At 44.5% G+C, this 26,020-nt stretch carries 19 protein-coding genes; 11 read left to right on the top strand and 8 right to left on the bottom strand.

Annotated features, from left to right (window positions below; translation table 11 throughout):
- The 5 genes from C7A19_RS15640 to C7A19_RS14215 all read left to right on the top strand — a co-directional run.
- On the top strand, nt 1-841 hold an 841-nt coding region (locus tag C7A19_RS15640), incomplete at its 5' end, for a hypothetical protein (protein WP_162300285.1).
- Nucleotides 838-1,962 (top strand): glycosyltransferase family 4 protein, encoded by a 1,125-nt coding sequence (locus C7A19_RS14230; RefSeq protein WP_116645215.1) that lies wholly within the window; start codon nt 838-840, stop codon nt 1,960-1,962. The genes C7A19_RS15640 and C7A19_RS14230, both read left to right, overlap by 4 nt.
- Nucleotides 1,952-3,064, top strand: coding sequence for a glycosyltransferase family 4 protein (locus C7A19_RS14225; protein WP_116645214.1), 1,113 nt, complete (start codon nt 1,952-1,954; stop codon nt 3,062-3,064). The genes C7A19_RS14230 and C7A19_RS14225 overlap by 11 nt, the downstream gene beginning before the upstream one ends.
- 9 nt (nt 3,065-3,073) lie before the next feature.
- Nucleotides 3,074-4,141: a UDP-N-acetylglucosamine 2-epimerase (non-hydrolyzing) gene (gene wecB, locus C7A19_RS14220; protein WP_116645213.1), complete on the top strand. Its 1,068-nt coding sequence runs from the start codon at nt 3,074-3,076 to the stop codon at nt 4,139-4,141.
- Nucleotides 4,141-5,367: a glycosyltransferase family 4 protein gene (locus tag C7A19_RS14215; RefSeq protein WP_116645212.1), complete on the top strand. Its 1,227-nt coding sequence runs from the start codon at nt 4,141-4,143 to the stop codon at nt 5,365-5,367. The genes wecB and C7A19_RS14215 overlap by 1 nt, the downstream gene beginning before the upstream one ends.
- Nucleotides 5,368-5,649: 282 nt before the next feature.
- On the opposite strand, the gene C7A19_RS14210 is transcribed toward C7A19_RS14215, so the two are convergent.
- From C7A19_RS14210 to C7A19_RS15555, 6 genes are all read right to left on the bottom strand, one after another.
- Nucleotides 5,650-6,942 (bottom strand): O-antigen ligase family protein, encoded by a 1,293-nt coding sequence (locus C7A19_RS14210; RefSeq protein ID WP_116645211.1) that lies wholly within the window; start codon nt 6,940-6,942, stop codon nt 5,650-5,652.
- A gap of 264 nt (nt 6,943-7,206) precedes the next feature.
- Nucleotides 7,207-8,307, bottom strand: a complete 1,101-nt coding sequence (gene wecA / locus C7A19_RS14205; protein WP_116645210.1) for a UDP-N-acetylglucosamine--undecaprenyl-phosphate N-acetylglucosaminephosphotransferase — start codon at nt 8,305-8,307, stop codon at nt 7,207-7,209.
- Nucleotides 8,308-8,362: 55 nt separating this feature from the next.
- Nucleotides 8,363-10,546, bottom strand: a complete 2,184-nt coding sequence (locus tag C7A19_RS14200) for a YjbH domain-containing protein (RefSeq protein ID WP_116645209.1) — start codon at nt 10,544-10,546, stop codon at nt 8,363-8,365.
- On the bottom strand, nt 10,546-11,289 hold the full coding sequence (locus C7A19_RS14195; RefSeq protein WP_116645208.1) for a capsule biosynthesis GfcC family protein: 744 nt from the start codon (nt 11,287-11,289) through the stop codon (nt 10,546-10,548). Before C7A19_RS14195 ends, C7A19_RS14200 begins: the two co-directional genes overlap by 1 nt.
- A complete protein-coding gene (locus C7A19_RS14190; protein WP_116645207.1) occupies nt 11,282-11,971 on the bottom strand; it encodes a YjbF family lipoprotein in 690 nt (229 codons plus the stop codon). Before C7A19_RS14190 ends, C7A19_RS14195 begins: the two co-directional genes overlap by 8 nt.
- A gap of 80 nt (nt 11,972-12,051) precedes the next feature.
- Entirely contained in the window at nt 12,052-12,333 is a 282-nt protein-coding gene (locus C7A19_RS15555; protein WP_077650226.1) for a hypothetical protein, read from the bottom strand.
- A 263-nt stretch (nt 12,334-12,596) separates the two neighbouring features.
- On the opposite strand from C7A19_RS15555, the gene C7A19_RS14180 reads away from it, so the two are divergent.
- The 5 genes from C7A19_RS14180 to C7A19_RS14160 all read left to right on the top strand — a co-directional run bounded on the left by C7A19_RS14180 (nt 12,597) and on the right by C7A19_RS14160 (nt 21,539).
- Entirely contained in the window at nt 12,597-12,950 is a 354-nt protein-coding gene (locus C7A19_RS14180) for an EamA family transporter (protein WP_077650225.1), read from the top strand.
- 8 nt (nt 12,951-12,958) lie between these two features.
- Nucleotides 12,959-13,936 (top strand): glycosyltransferase family 2 protein, encoded by a 978-nt coding sequence (locus C7A19_RS14175; protein WP_077650224.1) that lies wholly within the window; start codon nt 12,959-12,961, stop codon nt 13,934-13,936.
- Complete coding sequence (locus tag C7A19_RS14170; RefSeq protein WP_116645205.1) at nt 13,926-16,085, top strand: hypothetical protein; 2,160 nt, start codon at nt 13,926-13,928, stop codon at nt 16,083-16,085. The genes C7A19_RS14175 and C7A19_RS14170 overlap by 11 nt, the downstream gene beginning before the upstream one ends.
- A 237-nt stretch (nt 16,086-16,322) precedes the next feature.
- A complete protein-coding gene (locus C7A19_RS14165; RefSeq protein ID WP_162300284.1) occupies nt 16,323-19,373 on the top strand; it encodes a sulfatase-like hydrolase/transferase in 3,051 nt (1,016 codons plus the stop codon).
- Nucleotides 19,374-19,877: 504 nt separating this feature from the next.
- Nucleotides 19,878-21,539 carry a methyl-accepting chemotaxis protein gene (locus tag C7A19_RS14160; protein WP_201264099.1) on the top strand — a complete coding sequence of 554 codons (1,662 nt, stop codon included), beginning with the start codon at nt 19,878-19,880 and terminating at the stop codon, nt 21,537-21,539.
- A 79-nt stretch (nt 21,540-21,618) separates the two neighbouring features.
- Here C7A19_RS14160 and C7A19_RS14155 read toward each other — a convergent pair whose 3' ends face one another.
- Entirely contained in the window at nt 21,619-22,173 is a 555-nt protein-coding gene (locus C7A19_RS14155) for an outer membrane beta-barrel protein (RefSeq protein ID WP_116645202.1), read from the bottom strand.
- Between the two features lie 273 nt (nt 22,174-22,446).
- On the opposite strand from C7A19_RS14155, the gene C7A19_RS14150 reads away from it, so the two are divergent.
- Nucleotides 22,447-24,123 (top strand): Hsp70 family protein, encoded by a 1,677-nt coding sequence (locus C7A19_RS14150; RefSeq protein WP_116645201.1) that lies wholly within the window; start codon nt 22,447-22,449, stop codon nt 24,121-24,123.
- A 1-nt stretch (nt 24,124) separates the two neighbouring features.
- On the opposite strand, the gene C7A19_RS14145 is transcribed toward C7A19_RS14150, so the two are convergent.
- A complete protein-coding gene (locus C7A19_RS14145; RefSeq protein ID WP_155522568.1) occupies nt 24,125-25,894 on the bottom strand; it encodes a hypothetical protein in 1,770 nt (589 codons plus the stop codon).
- Between the last annotated feature and the right edge of the window lie 126 nt (nt 25,895-26,020).

Raw genomic sequence — 26,020 nt, 5'->3', positions numbered from 1 at the left:
CGATGGTAGTTACCAACGATCAGGTAATTTTCTATCGATTTCTTTTGTTTTTTCTTCTTTTTATTATCTTAGCTTTGTATTAAAAGATGTTCGAAAAACTCGCTGGTTTATAGTTCATCCTTTATGGCTGGCTATATATACGGCGTCGACGTTCATATCATTAGTTAGTGCACAGCTATTTGGTTCAAATAGTGCAACGGCAGTTATTTCGGGTGTTTATCTAATTACATTGGTCATGACGTTAATTATACCGAGGAAATCTATTCGGGTCAGCTATATGTATAATAAATTATCCCTACCTTGGTCTAAACGCTTATTTAAGAATTTAAGTCTGATGGCTTTAGTTGGTTTGGCCTTTTTTTTTGGTCTATTGATAGTGATTATAGCTCTTGCTGATTTTGATATTACAAGCATAAGACTATTAGGCTTTGGATCGGGAACTAACACTTCATTACAGAGTCGGATAGATATTTTAATGGAGTCTGGCGCTAATCAGCTTGGATACGCGCCTTTCTTGGGCAACATGAATGTTGCATATCTAACGACAGGTAATGCAGGTGAAACCTTACATAGTTTTCTTCCTTATGTGATGGCGAACTTAGGCTTAGTAGGAGTGACTATTGTGATAACACTGTTTGCTAGTGTTTTTTACCAGATATATCGTGATAGTAAGTGGGTAGGAGCATGCGTACCTAATAGATATGGTTCACAAATGGTTGCAATTTACTCAGCCTTTATTCTCTTATATATATTAATATTCGCTAACTTGGCTACAGGCGTCTCCTGGGCTGTTCTCTGGTTTACGCTTGGATTTATATCCAAGCCTTTTGGTTTTAGATGATGAAAAGTGTCGCAAACGTAGTACTTAATGACTTCACAAACGATAGTCGGGTTTTAAAAATATCAAAATCACTTGTTCAGCTTGGTTTTGAGACAACTGTTGTTGCAATGCATAATGATGGGCTACTTGAAGAAGAAAGCTTGGGTGGAGTTGCAGTGAATAGAATAAAATTAAGGAGCAGACCTTGGTCCAAATCAAAGCCTGTTCAAATTATCAAATATTTAGAGTTTTTGGTTCGAGCTGCATCTCGCTTTATAAAATCTGATATCATCCATTGTAATGACTTGAATGCCTTGCCTGTTGGTTTGCTAATCAAACTGTTTGGTAGAAATAAAAAAATTGTTTACGATTGCCATGAATACGAAACAGAGATTAATGGTCTAAAAGGCGTGGAGAAGAGAGCCAAGAAATTGCTGGAAGGAAAGTTGGTTAGATATGCTGATGCTGTTATTACAGTCAGTGATTCCATCGCTAATGAATACTCAAAGCTTTACAATATTACCAAACCTCATCTTGTGTTAAATTGCCCTACGTATCATGAGCAAAAAAAACGAAACTTGTTTCGTGATAAATTAGACATACGCGCTGACCAAAAAATTTTTCTTTACCAGGGCGGACTAAGCAAAGGGCGAGGCATTGAATTGCTGCTGGAAGCTTTTTCTGAACTTGATTCTGATAAAAATGTTTTGGTTTTCATGGGTTATGGCCCTCTAGAAGGTTTTATTCGGGAAAAGGAACAACAGCAAAGTACTATTTTATTTCATAAAGCCGTTAGCCCGGATGTTTTACTGGATTACACAAGCTCTGCTGACTACGGTGTTTCTTTTATTGAAGACTCATGCCTCAGTTACCGCTACTGCTTGCCTAACAAAATGTTTGAGTATCTGATGGCTGGTTTACCAGTGTTAACCTCAAATTTATTTGAAATGAAACGACTGGTTGAAATAGAAGGTATCGGAATCGTTGCGGAGGAAAACACTGTTGAAGGCGTAAGGAAAGCCGTAGAATCTTCTTTGGATCAAGACTACGATGTTATTCAGAGAAATGTTTTTTCTGCTCGAAAAAAATATTGTTGGGAAGATCAGGAAAAAGTTTTGAAAGAGATTTACAATGCCATCTAATATTAAAGTCGCTCATCTAACTTCCGTCCATTCTCGCTTTGATACCCGTATCTTCATCAAGGAGTGCAACTCTCTTGCAAATAATGGCTACGCTGTTTTACTGGTCGTTGCTGACGGTAAGGGTGACGAAACTAAAAATAATGTAAAAATCTTCGATGTAGGTGCATCTAAGGGACGTTTAGATCGCATTCGTAATGCACCAGAACGTGTTTTAGCTAAAGCATTGGACCTAGATGCAGATATTTATCACCTGCATGATCCTGAGTTGATTCCCATTGGTTTGAAACTCAAAAAGCGCGGTAAGGTGGTAATTTTTGATGCCCATGAAGATGTACCCAAGCAATTGTTGGGGAAGCCGTATTTGAACAAACCTGCCAAGTGGTTACTATCTAAAACCTTTTCTGTGTATGAGCGTTGGGCGTGTCGTCATTTGGACGCAGTTATTGCGGCGACCCCCTATATTCGCGATAAATTTATTGCGATGGGTGTGCGTTCGGTTGATATCAACAACTATCCGCTCTTGGGCGAGCTTTCCACCGGTGAGGTGGATTGGTCAAGGAAAAAAGCCCAGGTTGGGTATGTTGGAGGCTTGGGACGAATTCGTGGTATTCACGAGATGGTTCAAGCAATGGCATTGGTTGAATTTGATGTTCGTTTTGCGATGGGTGGCAGTTTCTCTGAAGCCAGCTTTGAACAAGCAGTGAAAGCAGAAGCAGGATGGGTGAAGACTGATCACCTTGGTTGGTTGGATCGTGCTGGAGTTAAACAAGTGTTGAATGACTCCGTTGCTGGTCTGGTTACTTTGCATCCGGTGATCAACTATCTAGACTCTTTGCCTGTCAAAATGTTCGAGTATATGGCAACGGGTTTACCGGTTATTGCTTCGAACTTTCCTTTATGGAAAGAGATTATAGAAGGGAATCAATGCGGGTTGTGTGTGGATCCTCTCGACCCAAAGGCAATAGCTGAAGCCATCGATTACCTGGTTGCGCATCCTGAGGAGGCTGCACAGATGGGACATAACGGTCAAAAGGCAGTGCAGGAAAAATACAACTGGTTTATTGAAGAGCAGAAGTTGCTTCAATTTTACAAAAACCTATAAGTGATAAGTATGCAAAAAATTTTAACCATTATCGGCGCTCGCCCGCAGTTTATTAAAGCTAGCGTCGTATCGCGTGCTATTCAGCAAGCAGAAGGTATTGAAGAAATAATGCTGCATACTGGGCAGCATTTTGATGCTAATATGTCGGATATCTTTTTTAACCAACTGAATATTCCACGACCGCACATCCAGTTAGACATTCACGGTGGCAGCCATGGTGAGATGACCGGGCGTATGCTTGCAGAAATTGAGCAGGCTTTGTTGACGCATAAGCCAGATCGTGTCTTAGTGTATGGCGATACCAACTCAACACTCGCAGGCGCGCTTGCAGCTGCCAAGTTGCATATCCCCGTCGCCCATATTGAAGCTGGCTTGCGCAGTTTTAATATGCAAATGCCAGAAGAAATTAATCGTATTTTGACTGATCAGATCAGTGATTTACTTTTTTGCCCGACAAATACAGCGGTTGCTAACCTTAAAAACGAAGGCGTTGCTGATAAACCAGTAAAGATTTTACAGGTAGGCGATGTCATGCAAGATGCGGCAATTCTTTTCGCAGAAAAAGCGCAAGCACCGCAAGGATCGCTCCCAGATTCCTTTATTCTTGCAACCCTTCATCGAGCTGAAAATACTGATAACCCAGAGCGGTTGGCTGCCATAGTAACAGCGCTTAACGAGGTCAATGCAACTGTTGCTCCTGTTGTGCTTCCTCTGCACCCTCGGACGCGTAAACTGATTGTCGAACAGGGTCTTGAATTGAATGTTCAACTTGTAGATCCAGTCGGTTATTTTGAAATGGTTTGGCTACTCGATCACTGTCAATTGGTATTGACGGATAGCGGCGGTGTGCAGAAGGAAGCGTTTTTCTTCGGTAAAGCTTGCGTGACAATGCGCGATCAAACTGAGTGGGTAGAGCTAATAGAAGCCGGCGCTAACGAGCTAGTCGGTGCGGATAAGAGTAAGATTGTTGATGCAGCTAGGCGACATGTTGATCGTAGTGTTCAGGATACTCAGGAGCTTTATGGTGGTGGTAAAGCGGCGCAGAATATTGTCAATAAGATTGCTAAGGCTGGTTGATGAGTAAAACAGTTTGGATTGTAAATCAGTACGCCTCGACGCCAGATACAGGAATGGGCGGGCGACACTACTATCTAGGGCGTGAATTAGCCAAACAGGGTTACCAAGTCTATTTGATTGCAGCTTCCTCTCATCACTTGTTGCGTAACAAGCCAGCAATGGAACGGGATATTAAAGTTGAAAGCCTGGCTGACGGTTTTCATTTCGTCTGGATTAATATGCCTGACTATACAGAAGCCCACAGTAAGCAACGAGCGATAAACTGGTTTGTGTTCCCTTGGCGGATTCAGAAATTGGCACGAAAAATTGCTCATAAGCCGGATGCTGTTTTATCTTCTTCTCCTTCACCTATCGCTTTTTTAGGTGCCCAACGGCTGGCTAAAAAATTCAAAGCCCGTTTGGTCTTTGAGGTGCGCGATATCTGGCCGTTGACCTTAACAGAAATTGGTGGCTACTCGCCGAAACATCCGTTTATCCGTTTCATGCAGTGGGTTGAAGATAAAGCTTACCAAGATGCTGACGCCGTGGTCTCTAACTTGAAAAACGCTGTTGAACACATGGTTAATCGAGGCATGGCGCGTGATAAATTCAGCTGGGTGCCTAATGGGGTTTCCTTAGAAGAGGTGAATCAAAAAGTCCCACTCAACAGCGACGCTGTTGCTAAGCTTCCAAAAAATAAATTTATCGTGGGCTATACGGGGACATTAGGTGTAGCTAATGCTATGGACACGTTGATCGAAGCTGCTGAGCGACTGCAAAGATATTCTGATATTGCATTCGCGCTAGTTGGTGGTGGTAAAGAGAAGGCTACTATACAGGCTTTAGTCGAAACAAAGCAGTTAGGTAATGTCAATTTCATTGAACCCATTCCAAAAGTTGAAGTTCAAGCGATGCTAGAACAATTCGATGTCTGCTATATTGGACTTACAAAAGATCCATTATTTCGCTTTGGCGTCTCACCTAATAAGTTATTTGATTACCTCTACTCTGGTACACCGATTATTTATGGTATTGACTCTGGTGAATATAAGCCAATAGAAAAAGCTCAAGCGGGCCTTCAAGTGCCCGCACAAGATCCAGATCAACTGGCTGATGCAGTTTTGAGGCTTTATCAGATGACAGCAGAGGAAAGATTTTTTATGGGGCAAAATGGGCGTAGGACAGCTCTGGGGTATTATGAGTATGGGAAGCTTGCGAAACTACTAAAAAAGGTTTTGTTCAGATAATCTTGTAGTTATCAAGAAAAATCGCAGAATCAACCTCGTTTTTTAGGATCTTAGCACTCGCTAATCCGTATTCATGAATTTAAATACGTAGCACTTCGATTACAGAACACGGAGGGGCGGCCTCATACTCGCATTGAGGTTTTTGCTCTTTCTGTATTCTGTATTCCGTCATCGGTATTCGGGATCTTGAATATGGAGAAGAGACTAGACGCTTCGCTTCTAGAAACTGGAGACTAGGAAAATCTCAAAGCGGCTTATAAAATCGCCTCTAGCCTCTAGCCTCTAGCCTCTAGCCTCTCCCCGCAACGCCATACTGGCAAATATCACCACCCCGAGCGAAAAGAACAAAATACCTGAATGGTGGTTAATATAGTGCTGTGTCAGCATGTAACCGGCTATCAGGACCACGTGACAACGCAGCATCACCGCGGCGAGTTGGTTGGCTGGGCGCGCGGGTACGTGTACTTTTTTCGTCGCGAGCCAAGGTGCGATAAGCAAGCAAAGGAGCGTTATGCCGCCAATTAATCCCTTCACTTGCAGCTCTTCTAACAACTGGTTATGGGCGCGACTAAAGTGCATCACTATCGGGTCGACATATCCTTGATCAACCACCTGCTGCTTGTGTTGCGTGTAGTGGGTGTAACCGGTTCCCGCGATTGGGTTATCAGCAAATAGGTGCAGGGCGGTTTTCCATAATTCCACCCGTATCCCTGAGGAGCTTTTAACGGTTGGTGTGTTTGCCGCCTGCTCCCCTCCTGATGTGGCGTCGGGGGGAGTGGCGCTTGGTGTGTTCTCGGTGCTTTGCGTCGGCGCAATGGTTTGGGTGGCTTGTTGGTATTGGTTTAAGTCTGAGAATACGAGCTCCGCTCTGTTTAACGCGGGCACCAGTGCCGTGGCAATAATCAGTACGATACTGGCACCCATCGCGACATAGTCTTTTGGGCTAAACGCTTTTCGGTAATACATTACGGCCCATAATGCCACAAAGGGAGTGATAACCCACGAGCCACGTCCTCCGCTCAATAATGTGGCAATAAACCCTAAGGTGATCCCCAAAAATGCCAGTTTCTTTAATGTTGGCAGCGCGTGTTGGCAACTATAAATATACGCAAAAATACTGAAAACACTGAGGCTTGCAGCCATGCCGGCCACCTGAATGGGCATGAACCCGCCTGATGCCAGTGCACGAATATCGAGCATGTAGTGTTGATAAAGCGCAATTAGCCCGACAGCAGACGCCCCAATGGCACAGCCATACAACACCGCTTTAAGCGAGGGCGAGGTAGTGAGCAGCAGAGCAAAAACCATGATCGCTAATAGCAGGCGACTCGGCATATCCATTTGTTTGTAGTGCCAGTCGGGGAGTGCGAAGGCGGCAGTGACGATGACATAAAGCAGAAATGTACCGGCTATTAACAGGGCCGGGCGGCTTTTTAGCGCCTTCCATGTGCCGGGGAATAAGATTAGCGCAACCAGCGCTAACCCAACAGCGATATATTTGTAGGCGTCTGGTGTGATAAGTAGCGTGGCAAAATAAGCGAAACATAGGCTACTAACGAGTGTTTGGCGAGACATGAGTAACAACGTTTTTCCCTCTGTCGATTCTCAGTATGTGAACGCATACGTATGGGTAATAAATGCTCGCGCATTATACCTAGATTGCTCATTCTTGCTATTTTTTGTTTGCTAATTCTAGCCCCTAGCCCCTAGTCTCTAGTCTCTAGTCTCTAGTCTCTAGTTTCTAGTCTCTAGTTTCTAGCCTCTAGTTTCTAGTCTCTAGTCTCTAGTCTCTAGCCTCTAGTCTCTAGTCTCTAGTCTCTAGCCTCTAGTCTCTAGTTTCTAGTCTCTAGCCCCTAGAACGCCTTCCCCCTCTTCAAACCGGTTCTTTCCCAGCTTTGCTCTAAAAAAAGAGGTAATGCGCCAGATGTAGCGTAGCATTAGGCAGTAACCACCAAAACATGCGAGAAAGCCCACAAACATGATGGTTTCATGGATCTGGAGTAGCTCGCCTACAATGCCAATGCCGGCTAAGCTGCTGGCCAGTAAACAAATGGCTGCCAGGGTTTGGCGTGATGATAACCCCACACGCTGAAAAATATGGTGTAAGTGTTCGCGATCGGGCTTAAACGGCGAGTCGCCACGTTTAACGCGCCGAAACATAATGGCCGTCATGTCCATCAGTGGTAGCGCAATTAGCCATAGCCCTGTGACTGGCCTTATAGCCGCATTGGTTGGATGTTGGCTGGCCAACAATAAAAACCATACCACCGTGAAGCCGATTAGCATACTACCCGCATCGCCCATAAATACTTTGCGCTCTCGGCCGAGTAATCCAAGGTTAAACATTAAATAGGGCAGGATAATCACAGTGAGTACTAGGCAAAGATAAGCCATAGAGAAGTGGCCATTCAGGTAAAGCAATGCCCCCAAGCTGGCAAAGGTGACTGTCGCCAACCCTCCTAATAGCCCATCAATACCATCTACCATGTTAAAGGCGTTAATTGCGCCAATGACCGCGAAAACCGTTAATACATAGCCAAGGCCGTCGAGTTGGATACGCCCCGTGGCAAAAATGTCGCCTAGACGGCTAAGCTCAATGTTACCAAGAACAATCATGGCGATAGCAAGCGCGCCCTGTACACCAAAACGCAGCTTAAAATCGATATCGAACTTATCATCCAATACGCCAATTGCCACTAAAATCAGCATACAGCTGGCATACAGACCACTGTGCGGAATAATAGTAGGATTGTTGATCAAAAAATAAACCAGAGAGAGGCAGATCGCGATACCGCCGACAAGTGGTACGGTACCAGCGTGCTGTTTGCGATGATCCGGCTTGTCGACCAATCCAATACGTTTAGCCGCTTTTCGCAGCAAAAACAGGGAAGCAGTCGAGAAAAAAAGTAATAAGGCCAAGTCGGCGAATGAAACAATCACAGGACAATCCTTTTGGGATGACGGCTCAGTTATTTAGTATATGCCAAGTTGTAGTCTAGTGGCTATCCGCCGGGCGCGTAAACCAGGGGGCGCGATCATCCGTTAATTCATAGAGCGAATACTTGGTGTTGAGTTTTTGCCCACCGTCGCGTTGTAGCGGTTGCCACGATACACCGCCCCGAGAGGTGGTTGGTTTTATCGTGAGTAAGTCAAACGGAATGGAGACATAAAAGCCCTTGGTAAAGCTGCCTTCGCCAAACTCTTCTGCGGATAAGTCGGTTTTGCTGGCGTATGCGCCGACGGTGATGCCACTGTTAAATTGTTTAGCGATATCAACAGTCACCCCCACATCTTCTGTTAAATAGCGCCCGGCGCTAATTTTAGCCAAGGTGCCATCAAATACGCCGAGCGGATTTTGCCAGTAAAGCGTGGCATGGCCGGTGGTGGTGCCGGTTTGCACCCGGAATTCACGGTTGCCATTTTCTGCAGGTTGATATTCGTTTTTAAATAGCCCAAACGCCGAGCCGGGCTCGCGTTGTTGGACATAGTTTGCGTCGAATCCCACGGCAAACTGACTGCCCATTGGGCGGTAAAGCACTTCGCCCCCGACACCGGCAAACATGGTTTCTAAGTAGCCGCCATAGGTTTGGGTATACCAATTGTCGCCCCAGTGATCGAGATAGGTCAGTTGTAAGTTGGTGACCCGCACGGTGTCTTCTAAGTACTGTCGGTTGAGCGTACGAACACGCTTAAGATCAGTGCCATCAGGCGGCACGGTGTACTTGAATTTGTCGTAGGTGTCGGCAATGTTCACATAGACACTGGATGACGCAAGCAGGTGATTACCTAGCCGCGCGGTGGCGTTACCACTGACGCCCAGTGAGTACATGTAAAAGTTTTCTGAGCCGCCAAACGATTGTACAAACACAGGGGCGAGACCCGCATCAAGATTATCGCGCTGGTTGGCTTTTTCGGTGCCCGATGTGGGTTGCGGCTGCTGGCGCGTGCGTGCATCGTTGGGGGTTGCGCCCACATAGCTGTTGGTGGCGACGGCGGCATAGGTGTTGGTATCAATCACGGTTTCAGTGATGGGCTGACGTTTCGCTTGGTCAATAATCCGATATTGTTTGGCGTCAATGCCGGTATTAGCAATTAGGGTGGCCGCGCGCGTTTGGGCGGTATCTTGGTTGCGGTATTTGCGTTGCTCACCCGTCACTGTGACGGTGGTGCCATCAAAGTGCACTTGGTTATCTTGATACCCGGCAACACGGGCAAGTTGAGTGCTCAGGGCCTGCCATTGGTCGTCGCTTAAGTCCGTCTGCGTGGGGGCTGGTTGATAGATTGGCGCGTGATCGTCAAGCCAAAAGCTGTCGATCTGATTAAAGTTGGTATGTAAGCTTAATCCGGCGGTCACGACGGCGCCACGTTCATAGGCTAACCGTGCACTACCCCAATCCCCTAAGCGATAGACGGCGCCCACATTCCAAGGGCTGTTCACATCCATTGGAATACCGGTTCGCGTGCTAATAAAGTCGGCTTCATAATCGTTACCGTCGTATTCAAGCTTTATGCTTAGTGGCGCGTAGGGGGTTTGATATTCGACCCCGCCAAATAACGCGGTACAGCCGGTAAACATGCGATTAATATCAACACTGCCGCCGTTGCCGGAGTAGGTGGTGTCACGGCCACAATCCACCGACTGGTTTTTATCGCCGGTGAGGTTGGCGCGGTTGCCCATATAACCCCAGCCGACGCCGAGTGAGAAATCAAACGGGCCCGCGCGTTTTGAGCCGACCAAGTATTCGCCATCAAATAAGCCAGTACCGCCAATATCCCGTACGCCAACCGCGAGTTCTGGTAGCCAGAAGCTTTCTTGCATCAGGCGTAACTTTGCATCAATGCTTTTGTCGGTATATTTGGTATCGCCGCTAAAACTTGGATCATTGCTATAAAGTAAGTCGTGAACCTGGGTATAGCGGACGGTGGTTTCTAGCCAAGGAAACAACTGGAGCGAGGTATTAAAGTGCACATAATCTTCGTTATAGGTGATGCCCAGGGTAAATTCCCCGTCGGGAGCCGTGCGCGCGGTGGGCATTTGCATGAGGCCCACGCCGCCAAAGTCGGTTTGTGAGTGCACAAGCGCTGGGTAGTCAAACGTATCAGCCGAGACCGCGCTGCTTACGGCCAATGCAACGGTGCTGAACCAAAAACGATGAGAGAGAGAAGAGAAAAACCGCATTATTCAATGAACCTATTTTGCAGATACGTCAGCACGTGTTGATTAGGGGACGTTGACTGTGCTTTGCTCTCTGTTTCGGGCAAAGGCAGATAAATCACCGACCCAGGTAAGATATCGTGATGCTGGTTATTCCAATAAGCAATTGGGTATTGGGCGCGCTCGCCGGTGGGGCTGATCACCCATACGTGAGAGACGCCTAATGTGTCTGTCTTGGTTTGCTGGATATAGTCACTGGCCGCGTGTCGCTCACCCCAAGGATAGTCACCCGGTTGATTCACCGCACCGAGGACTGTCACCGTTGTTGGGCGTTCAGGGAGCTGCAAATGCCACTGGCCCTTTAAGCGTGGGTTGGCACCGGGCGTGATTCGGGTGATATCTGGGTCAATCACGCCGGGCATACGCTCGGCAACCGCCATTTTTTTGAGTGCTTGATACAGTGTTTGCCACTGTTTTTTTACGGTACCGGTATTGATGGCGATTTGATGACGAACCGGTTGCACATCGGCGATTTTCTTGGCTTTTTCACTGTCGCGTTGATAAAGTCCGGCGGCGGGCCAATAGACATCATCAAGCGAGCGTTGTTGAGCCTGTGTGATGGTTAGTACCGCTTCAGCTAGGCGCGGTGGCTGCGTGAACGACAGCGCAATGTCTTGATTGGCAGTGAGAACGTTGGCCTTGGCTGGGATCACCATTAGCAAGGCGACGGCGCATAATCCGCGCTTGATCACGTGATAATTAATCATCTTCGCCCCCTTGATATGGCTTTAAATGCGTCAGTGTCACCGCGGGTAGCCCCGGTGCGAGGTGCTGATAGGATTTGATGATTTTACCCGTGTCGTTAGCGATCCAATAGTCATTGGTATATTGAGTATCGAGTGCCGGAATGGTGACGAATTCGGTATAGTGCGTTGTTACCACGGGCGTGCCGTTCACTGAGACATTTTGTGGTTTGCCGCGCTTAAAGGTGGAATCAGCTCGGTAGCCACTGTGGTTGCCCGGTTGCCAGTCAATGGTGCGTGACCATGTGTGCGGCATGGTGATGGTGTTAAGGCCAACGCTTAATGGGTCGGGAGAGTCAGTGCGCGTCGCGGTTAGATTACCATCAGTCAAATTCACTGTCTTAACTAATCGACCGTTCCGCGTCACCAGCATTTCGTTATCGCCCGATAGCCATTTTAAATTTGGGCTCGGGTGTTGGCTGGGCTCAACAAAGGCGAGCACCATAAAGCCTTGCGGCCCGTTATCAAGTTGGGCGTAAAGGCTAGCATAGGGCAGCGCATTTATTTCTTTCCAGCTTTTTTGTACGTCGGGATAACCTTGATACGCAAACTTAAGTGAATCACCAAGATCTTGGATGCGCTGTGTACACCCAGACGAGATAAGAACGATGAGCGTGACTACAATGGCCTGATTGGTTTTTGTCATAAGTGGTAGGAGGCGGGCGTTGGGTTAACTCGATAAAAAATGGCCGCAATGTGCATTGCAGCCATTCAAAATACTGTCGTTTATTGCTGAGCGCTGACAGAAGTTGTTGTGCTGCTGTCATCGTCTGATGCAGCAACGACAATGCCCACAGCGGCAGCAGCACCAATACCAGCAACGCCTGCAGCACCGATACCACCCGCGGCTGAAGCGCCTGCGCTCGCACCACCTGCTGCTGCACCACCACCTACTGCTCCTCCAGTGCCTGAACCACCACTTACACCCGCACCGGATGCGGCGCCATCTGCCGCGATTGCGCTTGCAGCAAACAGCATGGCAATTACGCCTGTTGCGATTTTTTTCATTGGTCTCTCCGTGATTTGTGCGTCAAAACAAAAACGCCTGCCTATGCAGACATCTACAAACTGTAATCGCTACGGCAGTGGAAGTAAAATAAATAGCGAACATATCTTTTACTTTTCCTAATACGCCGCTTTTCCCTTATCCCTAGGGTTGAGGCGATCAAATCGTTTACTCGTGCGTGACTGCGGCAGGAAGGGGCTCGATTTTAGTGCTTGATATAGCGTACAATCGCTCGGTTTTTGGATGGTGGTATCAGTGAGTCATTATGAGTATTTTTAACGTCAGCATCATTTTGCTGTGTGTGCTAGGCATTTCTACCGGTCAAATCCTGTTCAAGCTGGCCTCGCCGTACTTCCCAACTGTTTTAAGCTGGTCATCCATCATTGGCTTTGTGTTTAATAAGTATTTGTTTTCGGCCTTGGTGATCTACGGGTTCGCAACCATTTTGTGGGTGTATGCGCTGCGTTTAGTCCCTTTGTCTATCGCATATCCGTTTATGGCACTCGCATTTATTATTGTGCCTGTGCTTGGCATGGTGTTTCTCAATGAACCTTTTCAGTGGCGCACCTTAGTGGGCGCAGGGCTGATTATTAGCGGTTTGCTCGTGATTGTACGTTAGGAGTTAGTATGCGCATTGCGGTAGCCATTCCTTGTTATAAGGTAAAAAAGCATATTCTGGACGTCATCGCGCGTATCGGCGACGACGTGGATACCATTTATGTGGTGGATGATTGTTGTCCTGAGCAATCCGGTAGCCATGTGTCACAAAACAGTACCGATAGTCGCGTGAAGGTCATTTACCATGCTCAAAACCAGGGCGTTGGTGGCGCGATTGTCACCGCCTACAAACAGGCGCTGGGTGATGACATGGATATTGTGGTGAAAATTGATGGCGATGGGCAAATGGACCCCGAGTTGTTGCCGCATTTTGTTGCGCCCATTTTGCGCGGTGAAGCCGATTATACGAAAGGCTCGCGTTTCTTCGCTCTCGAGTCGCTCACGACCATGCCGTTTGTGCGTAAGTTTGGCAATGCGGCGCTGTCTTTTATCAATAAAGTATCGAGTGGGTATTGGCAAGTTATGGACCCAACTAATGGGTACACCGCCATTCATCGTCAAGCCTTACAGCTCATGCCGTTAGATAAACTCAGTCAACGCTACTTTTTTGAAAGCGATATGCTTTTCCGCTTGGGTACCTTACGTGCCGTGGTACAAGATATTCCGATGGATGCGGTGTATGACGATGAAGAAAGCAACTTATCGATAAAAAAAGTGCTGGTTGATTTTCCACCGCTGTATATCAAGGCATTTTTTAAACGGGTTTTTTATACTTATTTTCTCCGCGATTTTAACGGCGCAAGTATGAAGCTGGTGTTGGGGCTGTTGTTAATGTTTGCCGGTGGTTTATGGGGCGGTGCGCATTGGATTGGCTCGATTGTGTCAGGCGATGAGGCTACTACCGGCACCGTGATGCTGGCGGTATTGCCACTGATCATGGGCTTTCAGCTTTTGCTTAGTGCGATAGATTATGACATGACCCACGCTCCCAAGCGGCCGTTACAGCGCTGGTTTTCTTGTACGCGGAGAAAAAAAGATGATGGTTAAGTCCTTGTTAAAGCTTGATAAGTTTGATGTATTCTGCTTGCTGCTGCTTATCCCAATTGTGATTTTTGCTCTTACGCCATCATCTTATGGTGCCGCTCTGAGTCTTTTCGGTTTTGACGGAGAAGGGTTATTAGCAGGTACGCCACGACCTATTCGAACAGATGAATGGACGGTGTGGACGCCTTATATTCAAATGGCCGTTTTAAATGGCTTCGAGCGTTTTAACGAGTTTTCTACCTATCATCATGACTTACGCGGCTTTAATGCGGTGCCGCTTGCCGATTGGGGGCTGATATTTAAGCCCTTAATGTGGCCGTTTTGGCTGCTCGAGCCCGCACGTGCGTTTGCGCTGCATCATGGCTTGATAATTGTGTCTTTTTTGTTGGGGTGGAAATGCCTTTTTAAACGGTTGATCAGTGATCTCAATGTCGATAAAGCACATGTTTCTTGGTATGCAGCGGCAGTAAGTGTACTCCTGTTTTTTACCGGTTTTAGCCAATTTTGGTGGACGACACTTGGGCCCGTACTGGCTATTAGCCCCTGGTTACTGTTGTTGATTTTACGTTGGCAACATCATGCGTTGCACTATGCGCTCTTGTTCTACGTGGCTTGCGTGTGGCTGTTATCGCACACCTATCCCCCCATTATTATCTCCATCGCTTATTTTGGTGTGATGCTACTCTTTGTGCACCAGTGGCGTTGGTGGCGAGTGCCGAAATTACAACTTGTGTTAACAGCAGTGGTCTGTCTGGCCGGTGTAGGAGTGACACTATGGTATTTTCAGGATGTCATCTCGGTCATGATCAATACCGTCTATCCAGGCCAACGTGTGTCACCAGGTGGACAAACGAGCGGATTATTATGGTTATCCTCGTTGTTGCCGTTTATTGCTCATTCCCGATACAGCGATCTCCTTGGTCTGAATATTTGTGAGGTGGCCACAGCAGGTTCCTTGTTGCCCATTATTGTCGCAAGCTTAGTGAAACCGAACCCGAGCGCGGTGGGGCGACGTGCAATAATGGGCGCAACCATGCTTGCTATTTTTTGTACCCTATGGATGCTCACCCCAGTCCCGGCAGTGATCGCCAAGCTATTGTTGTTGGACAAAGTGCCTTCAAATCGATTGGTATTTTTACTTGGCCTAACCCTAAACTACCTCGCGCTGGTGGTACTGGTGGAAGGGCAAGTTATGATAACCCGCACGCGCCTTGTGGTGCTGGCGACACTGGTGGCGATTAGCATGTTCTTATCCAGTGCGCTTGGGTTGGTCGATTGGTTTGATAAAAATACTCCAGAGCTTGCGCTTGTTATTGTGGCTGGTGTTGGATTTTGCCTTTATCGGTGCAGTAGTCAGCTTGGCAAGTATAAAAAGGGGCTGATCGTCGCAATGGCTCTGATGCCTAATATTTATGCGTATGGGGGGTTTAACCCGATTCAGTCAGCGTTTCCTATTTTTGATTTACATACTCGTGATGTGGTCAATCAATTGGAGGAAGGGGCCAACCAGACGCCACCCCACTGGGTGGTGAGTGATCGATATAGAGGTGCAATTTTATCAGGCCTTGGTTTGAATTCATTCACGACGGTGCTTGTACAGCCTCAATTAGACTTCTTTCGGAAGATGTATCCTGATATGGAGGCGTCAACGCTAAACTTTATATTCAATCGATATGCCCATATCTATGTTTCAGATAAAATTCAGACGCCTGAAACTCCCTTTCCTGATCAAATTCATGTGCCTATTTGGGATGTGAAACCAAAATCTAATGATGAGCACTACCAAACGTTGACTAGATTAACGGATGACTATAAAGCCGAATCAACCTTTGGAGTGGTTGATGTCGTTGATATTGGTGATGAGTTTATCCAGATTAAAGGTTGGGCACAATCAAACCGCCGGAGTATCCTGGGGAATATTGATCTATCAAACTTAATCTATTCAGAAAGAATACGTCGACCTGACGTCGCTAATGCGCTAGACCAGCCCGATATGATGTATTCAGGCTTTAAGCTGGTTTTCAAAAAAACGGATGCAATCAAAAAAGTCTTGAAAGAACAGGGAATCTGCCTTGTCTCAACTTCAAAAAATGATGACTTAACACTATTAATGACGGCACACCTTGAGGAAAAGCTCACTTGTAAATATTAATATCGAATGCAGGCTCACATTGCCATAGGCGTGTAGGGCCTGCATGGTGCAGTAGCTGTCTAAGCATTATAATGTTACATTTTAATGAAATCGGCAGTTATTTTTAGTATGATGGAGGTATGATTTTTTTGTTTTAGAGATAGGCTGCGTCGCCCTATGTACTTAATCCTAGTTTCCTTTTTATTTTTATTCGCCGCAATACTTGTCTTGAATAGTGCTGGACCCAGTCGAAAAGTTGTGTATCTTGTGCTTTTCGGCTCTATATCAGCGATGTTGCTTTATGGATTTTTCTATGTAGCAAACTACTTTACAGGAAATGGCATCGATGAAGCTGTAATCTTTCACCTGAAAGCAGGACTTGGTGGGGCGGGTATAAAAGAGTATCTAGGATTAATAATTGCAACGATTGTATATGTTTTGGTCGTATCGGTGTTTAGCTTTAAAGTATTTAAGCGTATAAATGAAAGCTCAAATAGCCGCTTAAGAAAACGCAAAATCTTGTATGTCGTGACTGCCTTTTTCATGGTCGCTTCCTTTGTGACTAACCCCGCTATTAAAGATATTTATAATCTTACATCATTTGCTGTTGCGGGAGAGTCATACTCTACTAGTGAGGAATTCCCCAAGGAGTTCATTTCAGACTCTCCCTTAATAAAAAATAAAAAGAATATTGTCTATATTTACTTAGAGAGTCTTGAGGCTACTTATCTTGATGAAGATATTTTTCCTGGTTTGATGCCCAATATTAAAGCACTCCAACAGTCTGCGACGACATTTAGTAATATTAAACAAGTGACTCATACTGGATGGACTATTGCCGGTATGACTGCAAGTCAATGTGGAATTCCTCTTTTTTCTCCATCTCACCGAAACTCACAAGGCTTGGATGAATTCTTACCTGAAGCCAACTGTTTAGGTGATATACTAAAACGAAATGATTATCACCTTAGTTATATGGCAGGTGCTGATCTTAGTTTTGCTGGAAAGGGTAATTTTTATCAGACCCACAGCTTTGACAGTGTAAAAGGTAAGAAACAGTTATCTCAAAATTTAAAAAATATTGAAAATATGTCCGGTTGGGGATTGTACGATGACTCGCTTTTTTCAATGTTAAAGGATGAATATTCTCGGTTGTCAAAAAACGAAAAGCCTTTTGGGCTATTTTCATTAACGCTTGATACACATAACCCCAATGGGCACATATCACAATTCTGTGAACGTATTCATTATAAGGATGGGAGTAATCCTATTCTTAACTCTGTTCATTGTGCCGATGTTCTCGTGAATAATCTGGTTGAGTATATCAAAGAAAATCCGGGTAAAAATGAAACTATAATCGCCATTTCTTCTGATCATTATGCGATGAAAAATACTGCATGGAACGATCTCAATAAGGGAAAAAGAAGAAATTTGTTTATGGTCATCGAACCAGCATCCCCAGAAAAGGGAAAGACGATTAATAAACGAGGTTCGATGCTAGATGTTGCACCTACGCTACTCTCTTTTCTTGACACTCCCATTGACGGGTTAGGGTTTGGTCGAAACCTAAATGCTGACGTTCCATCTTTGGTCGAAAAGAAGAAGAGTATTGATGCCTATCTAAACGAACATCAAAATGTTGTGAAATACCTCTGGAGCTATCCGAAACTTAATAATGGTATTCATTATTCTTTAGAGGTGAAAGATCGCTTATTGTTAGGTGATAGAGAAGTATCACTTCCAGCTATCTTTAAGCTGAATGACGACGCCAATGTTGATGAAATTATTTTTGATAATTACGGGCTAAAGAAACTTGGCGATTATATGGAAGAGATGGATATAGGCCAAGGATTTATTTGGGCAGATCGCTGTAAGTTAATCTACGCGTTTGCAAGATCAGAGAAAATTGGCGAAAGCGATAAGGATAAATGGTGTATTTCTTCTGGAACAACAGGAGCGAGTGATCTTTCGTCATGGGAGCTCACTGATAATATGACAATTAGTCACACTGATATTAAAAGCTCTCTATCCAGCAACGATTTAAGTGAAGCGTCTCATATGGGTCGCGTTACTGGAATATCAAACATCCTTAAGTATGGTGTGGGAAAGCTCGATACTTTATCAGTATCTCCGGAAAGCAATATGGTCGGGAGCGTCGTTGTTCGCTCTGCTGGATTCAGTCGTGGTGAGTCCTATGTTGAGCAAAACGGGAAGAGAGTCAAGCTAAAGCGAGGGCTCACTCTCGTTGGATTAACAGATACATATGCACCTATTAAACTAAGCCATGTAGATTCTTGTGCCGCACAAGTCGTTGACCACGCCACACTTGAAGATACTGGAAGCTTTGCAACCGTAATGAACAACTACTCAGAGTCATTTGACACGTTTCTAGTAATTGGCCACGACAGTGTTGTTTGTAACGGTGATCGTAATCTATTGAATGCTACCTTATCTGATATCGAAATAAAAAAATGGAGCAGAATTGGTTATCGACAGCCATATATTGGAATCATATCAAGTAAGGGTAAAAATAAAGAATTGATTGGCGAAAAAGAAGAAGCTTTGGTTCTTAATGTTGAAAGCTTTACTGAGCATGTTGAGTCGGTAGAGAAAAGTATGTTGGGTCATATTGAGCGAATCGCACATGCTGGTGGTGGCTATAATGGTAAAACATATACCAATTCAATAGATGCCCTAAATGAAAACAAAAGCTACTATTCGTTGTTTGAAATTGATTTTTCATGGACGTCGGACAATGAACTCGTTTGTATCCACGATTGGAAGCATAGCTTTGAGCGTACGTTTGGCATTAGTACTGAATCACCCGTATCCTATAATGAGTTTGTTCAATTGGTATCTAAAGGTTCGGGTATGGGTAATTGTACGCTATCCTCACTTGCGCTATGGTTAGAAAACAATCCGGGGAAGAAGATTGTTACCGATGTAAAAGAGAAAAATATCGATGCGTTACGTCTTATCGCTGAACGACATCCTGATTTAAAGTCTAGGTTTATACCACAAATATATTGGCCGGAAGAATATAAGATGGTTAGCGAGCTAGGTTTTGATAGTATTATTTGGACACTTTATCGCTTCGGTGGTGATATTGAAGATATATTAAACCATCTTGAAACAATGGACTTATATGCTTTGACCATGCCTCGTGGTAAAGCGGATGCCGGATTGGCCGAATTAGCATTAAAAAAACGAGGAGTACGGAGCTATGTGCATACGATAAACAGTAAGGAAGCGTATCTACATTATTTAGATCGAGGCGTTTCCGAAATTTATACCGATTGGCTTCATTAGTGTGAATGTTGCGATCTGAAATGAATTTATCGAGATAGGCACGATACTTTATCGTCATCGGTATTCGGGATCTTGAATACGGGGAAGATCAGTCTCGTGCTTGCATTGGGGGTCTTGCTTTTTATGTACTCTATATTCAGTAATCTGTATTCGTGAATGGGAATACGGAGCGCTGCGCTTACAGAATACGGAGAGAGCGAGAACAGGCACGATATGCTTTTTCCGTATTCCGTTTCCCAAGCCCTTGCACTATGGGAAAGACAACGGGACAGGCACTTCTGTAACGTAAACGGGTGACAGCGCGCTTGAGCAAAACGACCAGCGCGTTTAAAACAGCAAGTATGACGCACTACCAATGAAGGCACGACTTTTACCTACATCACATCTTCTACAATTTCTCCTACTTTTTCTGTGTTTAAACAGCTGCTTATATTTTACTCTGCCTAATAAAGTAGTACTCTTGACTAACAAATATAATCTATCAGGTCGATGACAATGAAGTTGATGTTTAAAACAAAGCTACTGTTGCTCGCGATTGTGCCGCTTATTGTGTCCATTTTTGTTACCAGCGCAGTGACTGCCTATAATGAACAGATGCTCATTGAACAAAATATCGCCACATTTCGCGGTAAGCTGGTCAATGAGCGCAAGAACCAACTCAAAGAAGTGACGCAAGTTGCGGAAAATATAGTGAAGCGCATTAACCCCGGCAACAGCCAGGCGCGTTTAGCCGAGGTGAAAACCGCACTCAGTGACGTGCAGTTTGGCGATTCAGGTTACTTTTTTATGTACGACAAAAAGGGCGTGAATGTTTTTCATCCGATGAAGCCAAGCTTAGAGGGTAAAAATCTGATTGACCTGACCGACCCCAAAGGCAATAAGGTGATTCAAGGGTTATTAGAAACGGCACAGCGTGGCGACGGCTATTTTAACTTTATGTTTGAAAAGCCTGGTACCAATGAACTCATTGATAAAATTGGCTACGCCGTTATGGTGAATAATAACCAATGGATGTTGGGGACCGGCGCTTATATCGATGATATTGAGCGAGAGGTCGCCATTTATCGATTAGAAGCAAACAAGGCGCTTGATGCGCAAATTTTGCGTTTGACGCTACTCGGGTTAGGAACCGTGATCGTCACTGGCTTGATCGTAGGCTGGTTTGCGCAGCGAATGGGGCAGCCTGTTAATAATATGCTTGAGAAGCTTAATGATATTGCCAATGGGGAGGGCGATCTGACCCAGCGTTTGAGTATTCACGGACATGATGAAATTGCTCAGCTTGGACATGCTTTTAATCGGTTTGTTGAAAAGCTCCAGCACACTATTCAGCGGGTCGCGCAAGTCACAACGCAAGTGACGAGTACGGCCAGTGATATGGCACAACAAACCTCTGAGGTGGCGGAAAAGCTAAAAGTCCATGATAACGAGACCGAGCAAGTGGTCACGGCTGTCACCGAAATGAGCTCCGCCGCTCAGGAAGTAGCGCAAAATACCACTCAGGTCGCTGATGCGGCCACATCCGCGACACAAGATGCGAAAGATGCCCAATCACAAGTGCATGACTCTATCGCCGTTGTTGAGCGCCTTGTTGAACGAATGGATCAGTCGAGTAATGAAGTTGACCAACTTAAGGAGCAGTCAGACAAAATTACATCGGTGCTGTCGGTGATTGGTGGGATTGCGGAGCAAACCAATCTACTTGCATTAAATGCGGCTATTGAGGCTGCGCGAGCCGGTGAGCAGGGCAGAGGCTTTGCGGTTGTGGCGGACGAAGTAAGAACGTTGGCCAGTCGTACTCAAACCAGTACGCACGAGATCCGTGACATGCTAGATGGCCTGCATGTGCATGTTGACAGTGCGGTAAAAACCATTGCTGAAAGTGATCAAGAGTGCCAAACCATGGCAAAAACGTCGGCAGATATCGGTGAGCGTATTACCTCGGTGAGTGCGGCATTCTCGCAAGTGAACGATATGACATCGCAAATTGCCAGTGCTGCATCGGAGCAGACGACAGTCACAGAAGACATTCATCGTAACCTCATTTCGATACGTGATATTGTGGCTAGCCTGTTAACCTCTAGTGAAGCTTCATCCCAAGTGGCTACAGAACTGAGTGCTCTGGGAGGAGATCTTGATGATTTGGTGGGACAGTTTAAGGTTTAGTGGCTTCTGCTTGGTCAATAGGGCGCTATTTGTATGCGCCCTATTTGGTGTGTATGTCTTTTCGCAAGGAACCGACGACTTAGAATTTATAAGCAAAACCTGCGGAGATAAAGTCGATGTCAGCTTTATCGATGTCATAACGCTCTGCTTCTAAACGAAAACGATATTTACCAAGATCATACATGGCACCGATACCATAGACGGGATCTTTACCACTGTCAGAATAGCGGGCACTTCCTTTAGAAAAAGCATTAGACCAATGTGCGCGTTCTGTATAGTCCCATGCGTGGAAACCAAACTTAGCATGAAAAGATAGTTCATTATTCATGGGTATAAAGCCAATGGCTGACAAGCTATAAGTGTCGGCTTCTGCTTCGGCGTTTATGCCTGGTGCGTTGCCATCAATGGTGCCAAGGTCCGAATAACCAAATTCAATCGCTGCATTCTTGTAACGATAGCCCGTGTAAAGTTTGTAGGCAAAGGCGGTCTTATCAACACTGGCGCCTTGTGATTGGGCTTGATCAAGGATATCCCAATCGACTGACGATTGCCCAGCTTGAATGCCAATATAAACATCTTCTACCGGCTTCGGTCTGGGATGGTCTTCTGTATTGGCTAACGCGTAGGGAGCCATTACGTAACATGCTAAAAAAGACAATGTAAAAAATGAACGTATATCAAATTCTCCTCTTATATTTTCGGCGAATGCTATATGACTTTGAGAAAAAATCAATGATAGTTATAAGTATCTGTGAGTTTGAACAGTGACGCTTAATTATTGACAATAATAACTATAATGAAAGTATTCATTTATATAACTGATGCAACGCAACGTGATTTTTCCTTTTAATTTAGGATTTGGAGAGGTTAGTATATCGAGAACTATCATTTCGATGAAAAAGCTTAAATGATGAAGTATGCAATTGGTATCGATTTAGGAACGACGCATAGCAGTATTGCGGTGTGGCAAGGGGAGAAACCTACACTAATTCCTAATGCTTTAGGTGAGTATTTAACGCCTTCGGTTGTCAGCTATGATGATGGGCACATCTTAGTGGGTAAAGCGGCGTACTATCGGAAATATACGGATCCTAGAAATACAGTAAGTGTATTCAAAAGGTCGATTGGTAGTGGCAAAGAGTACAGACTGGCGGATAAGAGTTTTAACGCGAGGGAGTTGTGTTCTATCGTTTTATCTACGCTAAAAAAAGATGCAGAGAACTACTTAGACGAAGAAATAAAAGAAGTGGTCGTGTCAGTACCTGCATACTTTAATGACCAACAGCGGAAAGAAGTCAGTTTGGCAGCTACCATGGTAGGATTGGAGGCTGTGCGTTTAATAAATGAGCCCACGGCTGCTGCGTTGGCGTATAATATTGAGCAAAAAAAAGATGGCCAGTACCTTGTTTTTGATTTAGGAGGCGGCACTTTTGATGTCAGTATTGTAGAGTATACGGCTGGTATTATTGAAGTTCATGCCTCTTCTGGCAACAATCGCCTGGGGGGAGAAGATTTTACAGAGGATCTGGTTGACATTGTTTTAGAACGTACAGGAGGTGAACGAGAAACAACACAGCTCCGAGAGATGCAAGTAATTTACGGCGCTTGTGAAGAAGCAAAAAAAAATTATCGTAAATCGATGTTCATTGAATATGGCTTTACGAATCAGCATGGGCAATATGAAGAGGGAATATTCCTCACCGAAGTAGAACTAGATACTATTTGGCGCAATACACTGAAAAAGCTAAAGCAGCCACTCGAACAATCCCTCAGCGATGCTAATGTGAATGTGAAAGATATTGACGATGTGATTTTTGTCGGAGGCGCTAGTCGGCTCCCACATGTACAAAAAATGGCAACTCGCTTGCTAAGTAGGTTTGGCCGTCATGATTTAGATCCTGAGATGGTGGTATGCATAGGCGCAACAATACAAGCAGCTTATCGACTTCGGCACAAAGCAATTGAAGATCTTGTTATTACCGATGTTTGTCCATACAGTTTAGGTGTTGCGGCTGAAGTGAATGGGCAGTCGGGAGTTTTCAGTCCCGTTTTAGAAAGGAACACGATAGTTCCTGCCTCCCGTGTTCAGCGATATTGCACAAAATACGACACTGATAGCGAAATCGTAATCTCCATTTTTCAGGGGGAATCTTTTTGGGCGAAAGATAATATTCACATCGAAGACATTTCAATTGATGTCTCCACCTGCGCCGCCAATCATCCGATTGATGTGCGTTTTAGTTATGATGTTAATGGTTTACTCGATGTTAATATAGATGTTGTAGACAAACTTCAACAAGTCGAGAAAACAATAGATACGAGTCCCACAGGGATCGGTGAAGAAGAAATCAAAGAAAGTCGAGCAAAATTACAAGCACTAAAGATTCATCCGAGAGAAAAAATACCCAATATTGTCTTATTAAATAGGTTACATAAGCTTTATGAAGAAACGCTTGGTCAAGCAAGAAAATCTATTGAGATGTTAATTATCTCCTTTGAAGAAGCATTGAGTACACAAGACTCTCGATATATCGATAAAGCTCGCCAACATATTAGTGAGATGTTGGCGGAGCAATATGAATAGATTATATATAGTCTGAAAAGCTTATTGAACCACTTTTTTTAAGTGAATAGGGCCAGCCCTTAGCTGTTATGGATGGTCCTTCTTTGACTGACGCTAGCAGGTAAGTTAACCAAAGTGGAGTACATACCCAGTAGGCGCCTGTTGCGATGAAAACGATAAACCAAAAAGCGATCCATTTGCCAAGCATCTTTCGGTTTTTATTGACAACACTCGTACCAACAATTAACCGAATAAGTAGTAAGTTTAACAACATACAAAAGCCAAATATAGGACTTACCACAATAGTATGATCACTCATGAATGGTTTGATTATACTATCATAAACTCCAACATCGCCTGATGATGCAAAGAAAGAAAAAACAATCACCATAAGGGCTTGTAACCTTAGTGTTTTGTTACCCGGCCATTTGAATGCTCGGGGTTTTACTTCCCTCTTTTTTTGTAATTCCTGATTTAGTTTTTTCTCTGCGTAATGAGACAAAAGTGAGAATGTAAACGTGCTATTTTTGTGGGTATCTTTGTTTATCTTCTCCAATTGGGTAGTATTAAACCCTATCTCATCAGCGCTTGTTTCCATAAAACAGAGTAGATAACTCATGCCATATGCATAGTCTAATCGTTGGCTGTCCTGATCAACGGATTTCTTGGATGTTCTATGCAGTTGAATATCATCGCTAACTTTAATAATCTCTGATTTACTACCGTAAATTAAAACATGTAATACACCTAATAACGACGAAGCTTTATCACATTTTGGCATACTAGCCAGTTCGTGTTTGAGAATACGATTAATCTCGGTGTAATTTTCGTTGTCTCTCGTTATGATATCGACCATCTTATATATAATGGCCGCTTCAAAAATATTTCGAGAGATAATGTTATGGTGACAAGCTTGAATTAACTTCCTGGCCGATCTTTCTTCAGAGATATATTTAAAATCATTCTCAAGAAAGTTGGTGTTGTACGAGCGAGTATACTGGTTATAAATTTCTCGCTGGCAAAGCACGTCGGCTGACGCATCACGCAATACTTTTTCGGCTAAATCTATGTCGTTACTGAGTGCTATACTATAAATAATACCTAGAGGTGAGTGTCTTATCGGTGAGGCGAGTTTAGACATGACCTGACGAATATGTTTAGAATGACGTTCAGGGAATGATTGATAAAAAAGATAAAACTCCGCCCACTGGGTTATATCTTTATTACATGTTGTCTGTATTTTCCAGGAAAGATTTTCATCAATAATTTCTTGCTGAGCGAGCGCGTCGAAACGGTCACCTTTATCTGAAAGAAAAAGGTTTTTGTCTTCTCTATTTAACAAAAATTCAAGCAACTTTTTAGGTAAAATAGGATGCCTCGCAAGTGCACTCTCCCATTCACTGCTTGTGGGAGTTAATATATCCTCTTGAGTTATCTCACTATAAGTGATCCACTCGGCTGAGTAGTAGTGGGTTCTTAGTAATGAGAAAATGTTATGAGTGGGAATAGATTCAAGCTCTTTTTCAGCTAGCTCTAAAAGAAGTGATGATAGAAACTTCCAACGATAGGTTTCTATTTCCCTAGAACGCAAGCTATCGACAACCTTTTCAAGGCTGTGCCAAGCACCGTAGTTGATGTGCCACCATAGAGAAGCTAGATGTCCCTGTTCCGTATTTCGATCAAATACAATATCGACTTTAGGCACAAACCCTTCATCTGCTATTTGGTCCCACAACATATCTGTTGTAGGGTCGGAGAGGGTAAAACTATAAAGTGGATAGGCTATAGACAACGCGTATTGCTGATTAATCCAACCGTTTCTTCTTTGAATCGCTAGTGCCCATAACGTAAAGATAGGGTCGGTACTATTATAGCCGAGTTTCCGCACCTAATTTAGGAATAAACCGCTTCGTATAAC

Origin of the sequence: Salinivibrio sp. HTSP (genome assembly GCF_003390965.1) — a bacterium.
GTDB lineage: Bacteria > Pseudomonadota > Gammaproteobacteria > Enterobacterales > Vibrionaceae > Salinivibrio > Salinivibrio kushneri.
Note: the sequence above shows the minus strand (reverse complement) of the source record. Positions and strands in the feature narration are given on the sequence as shown.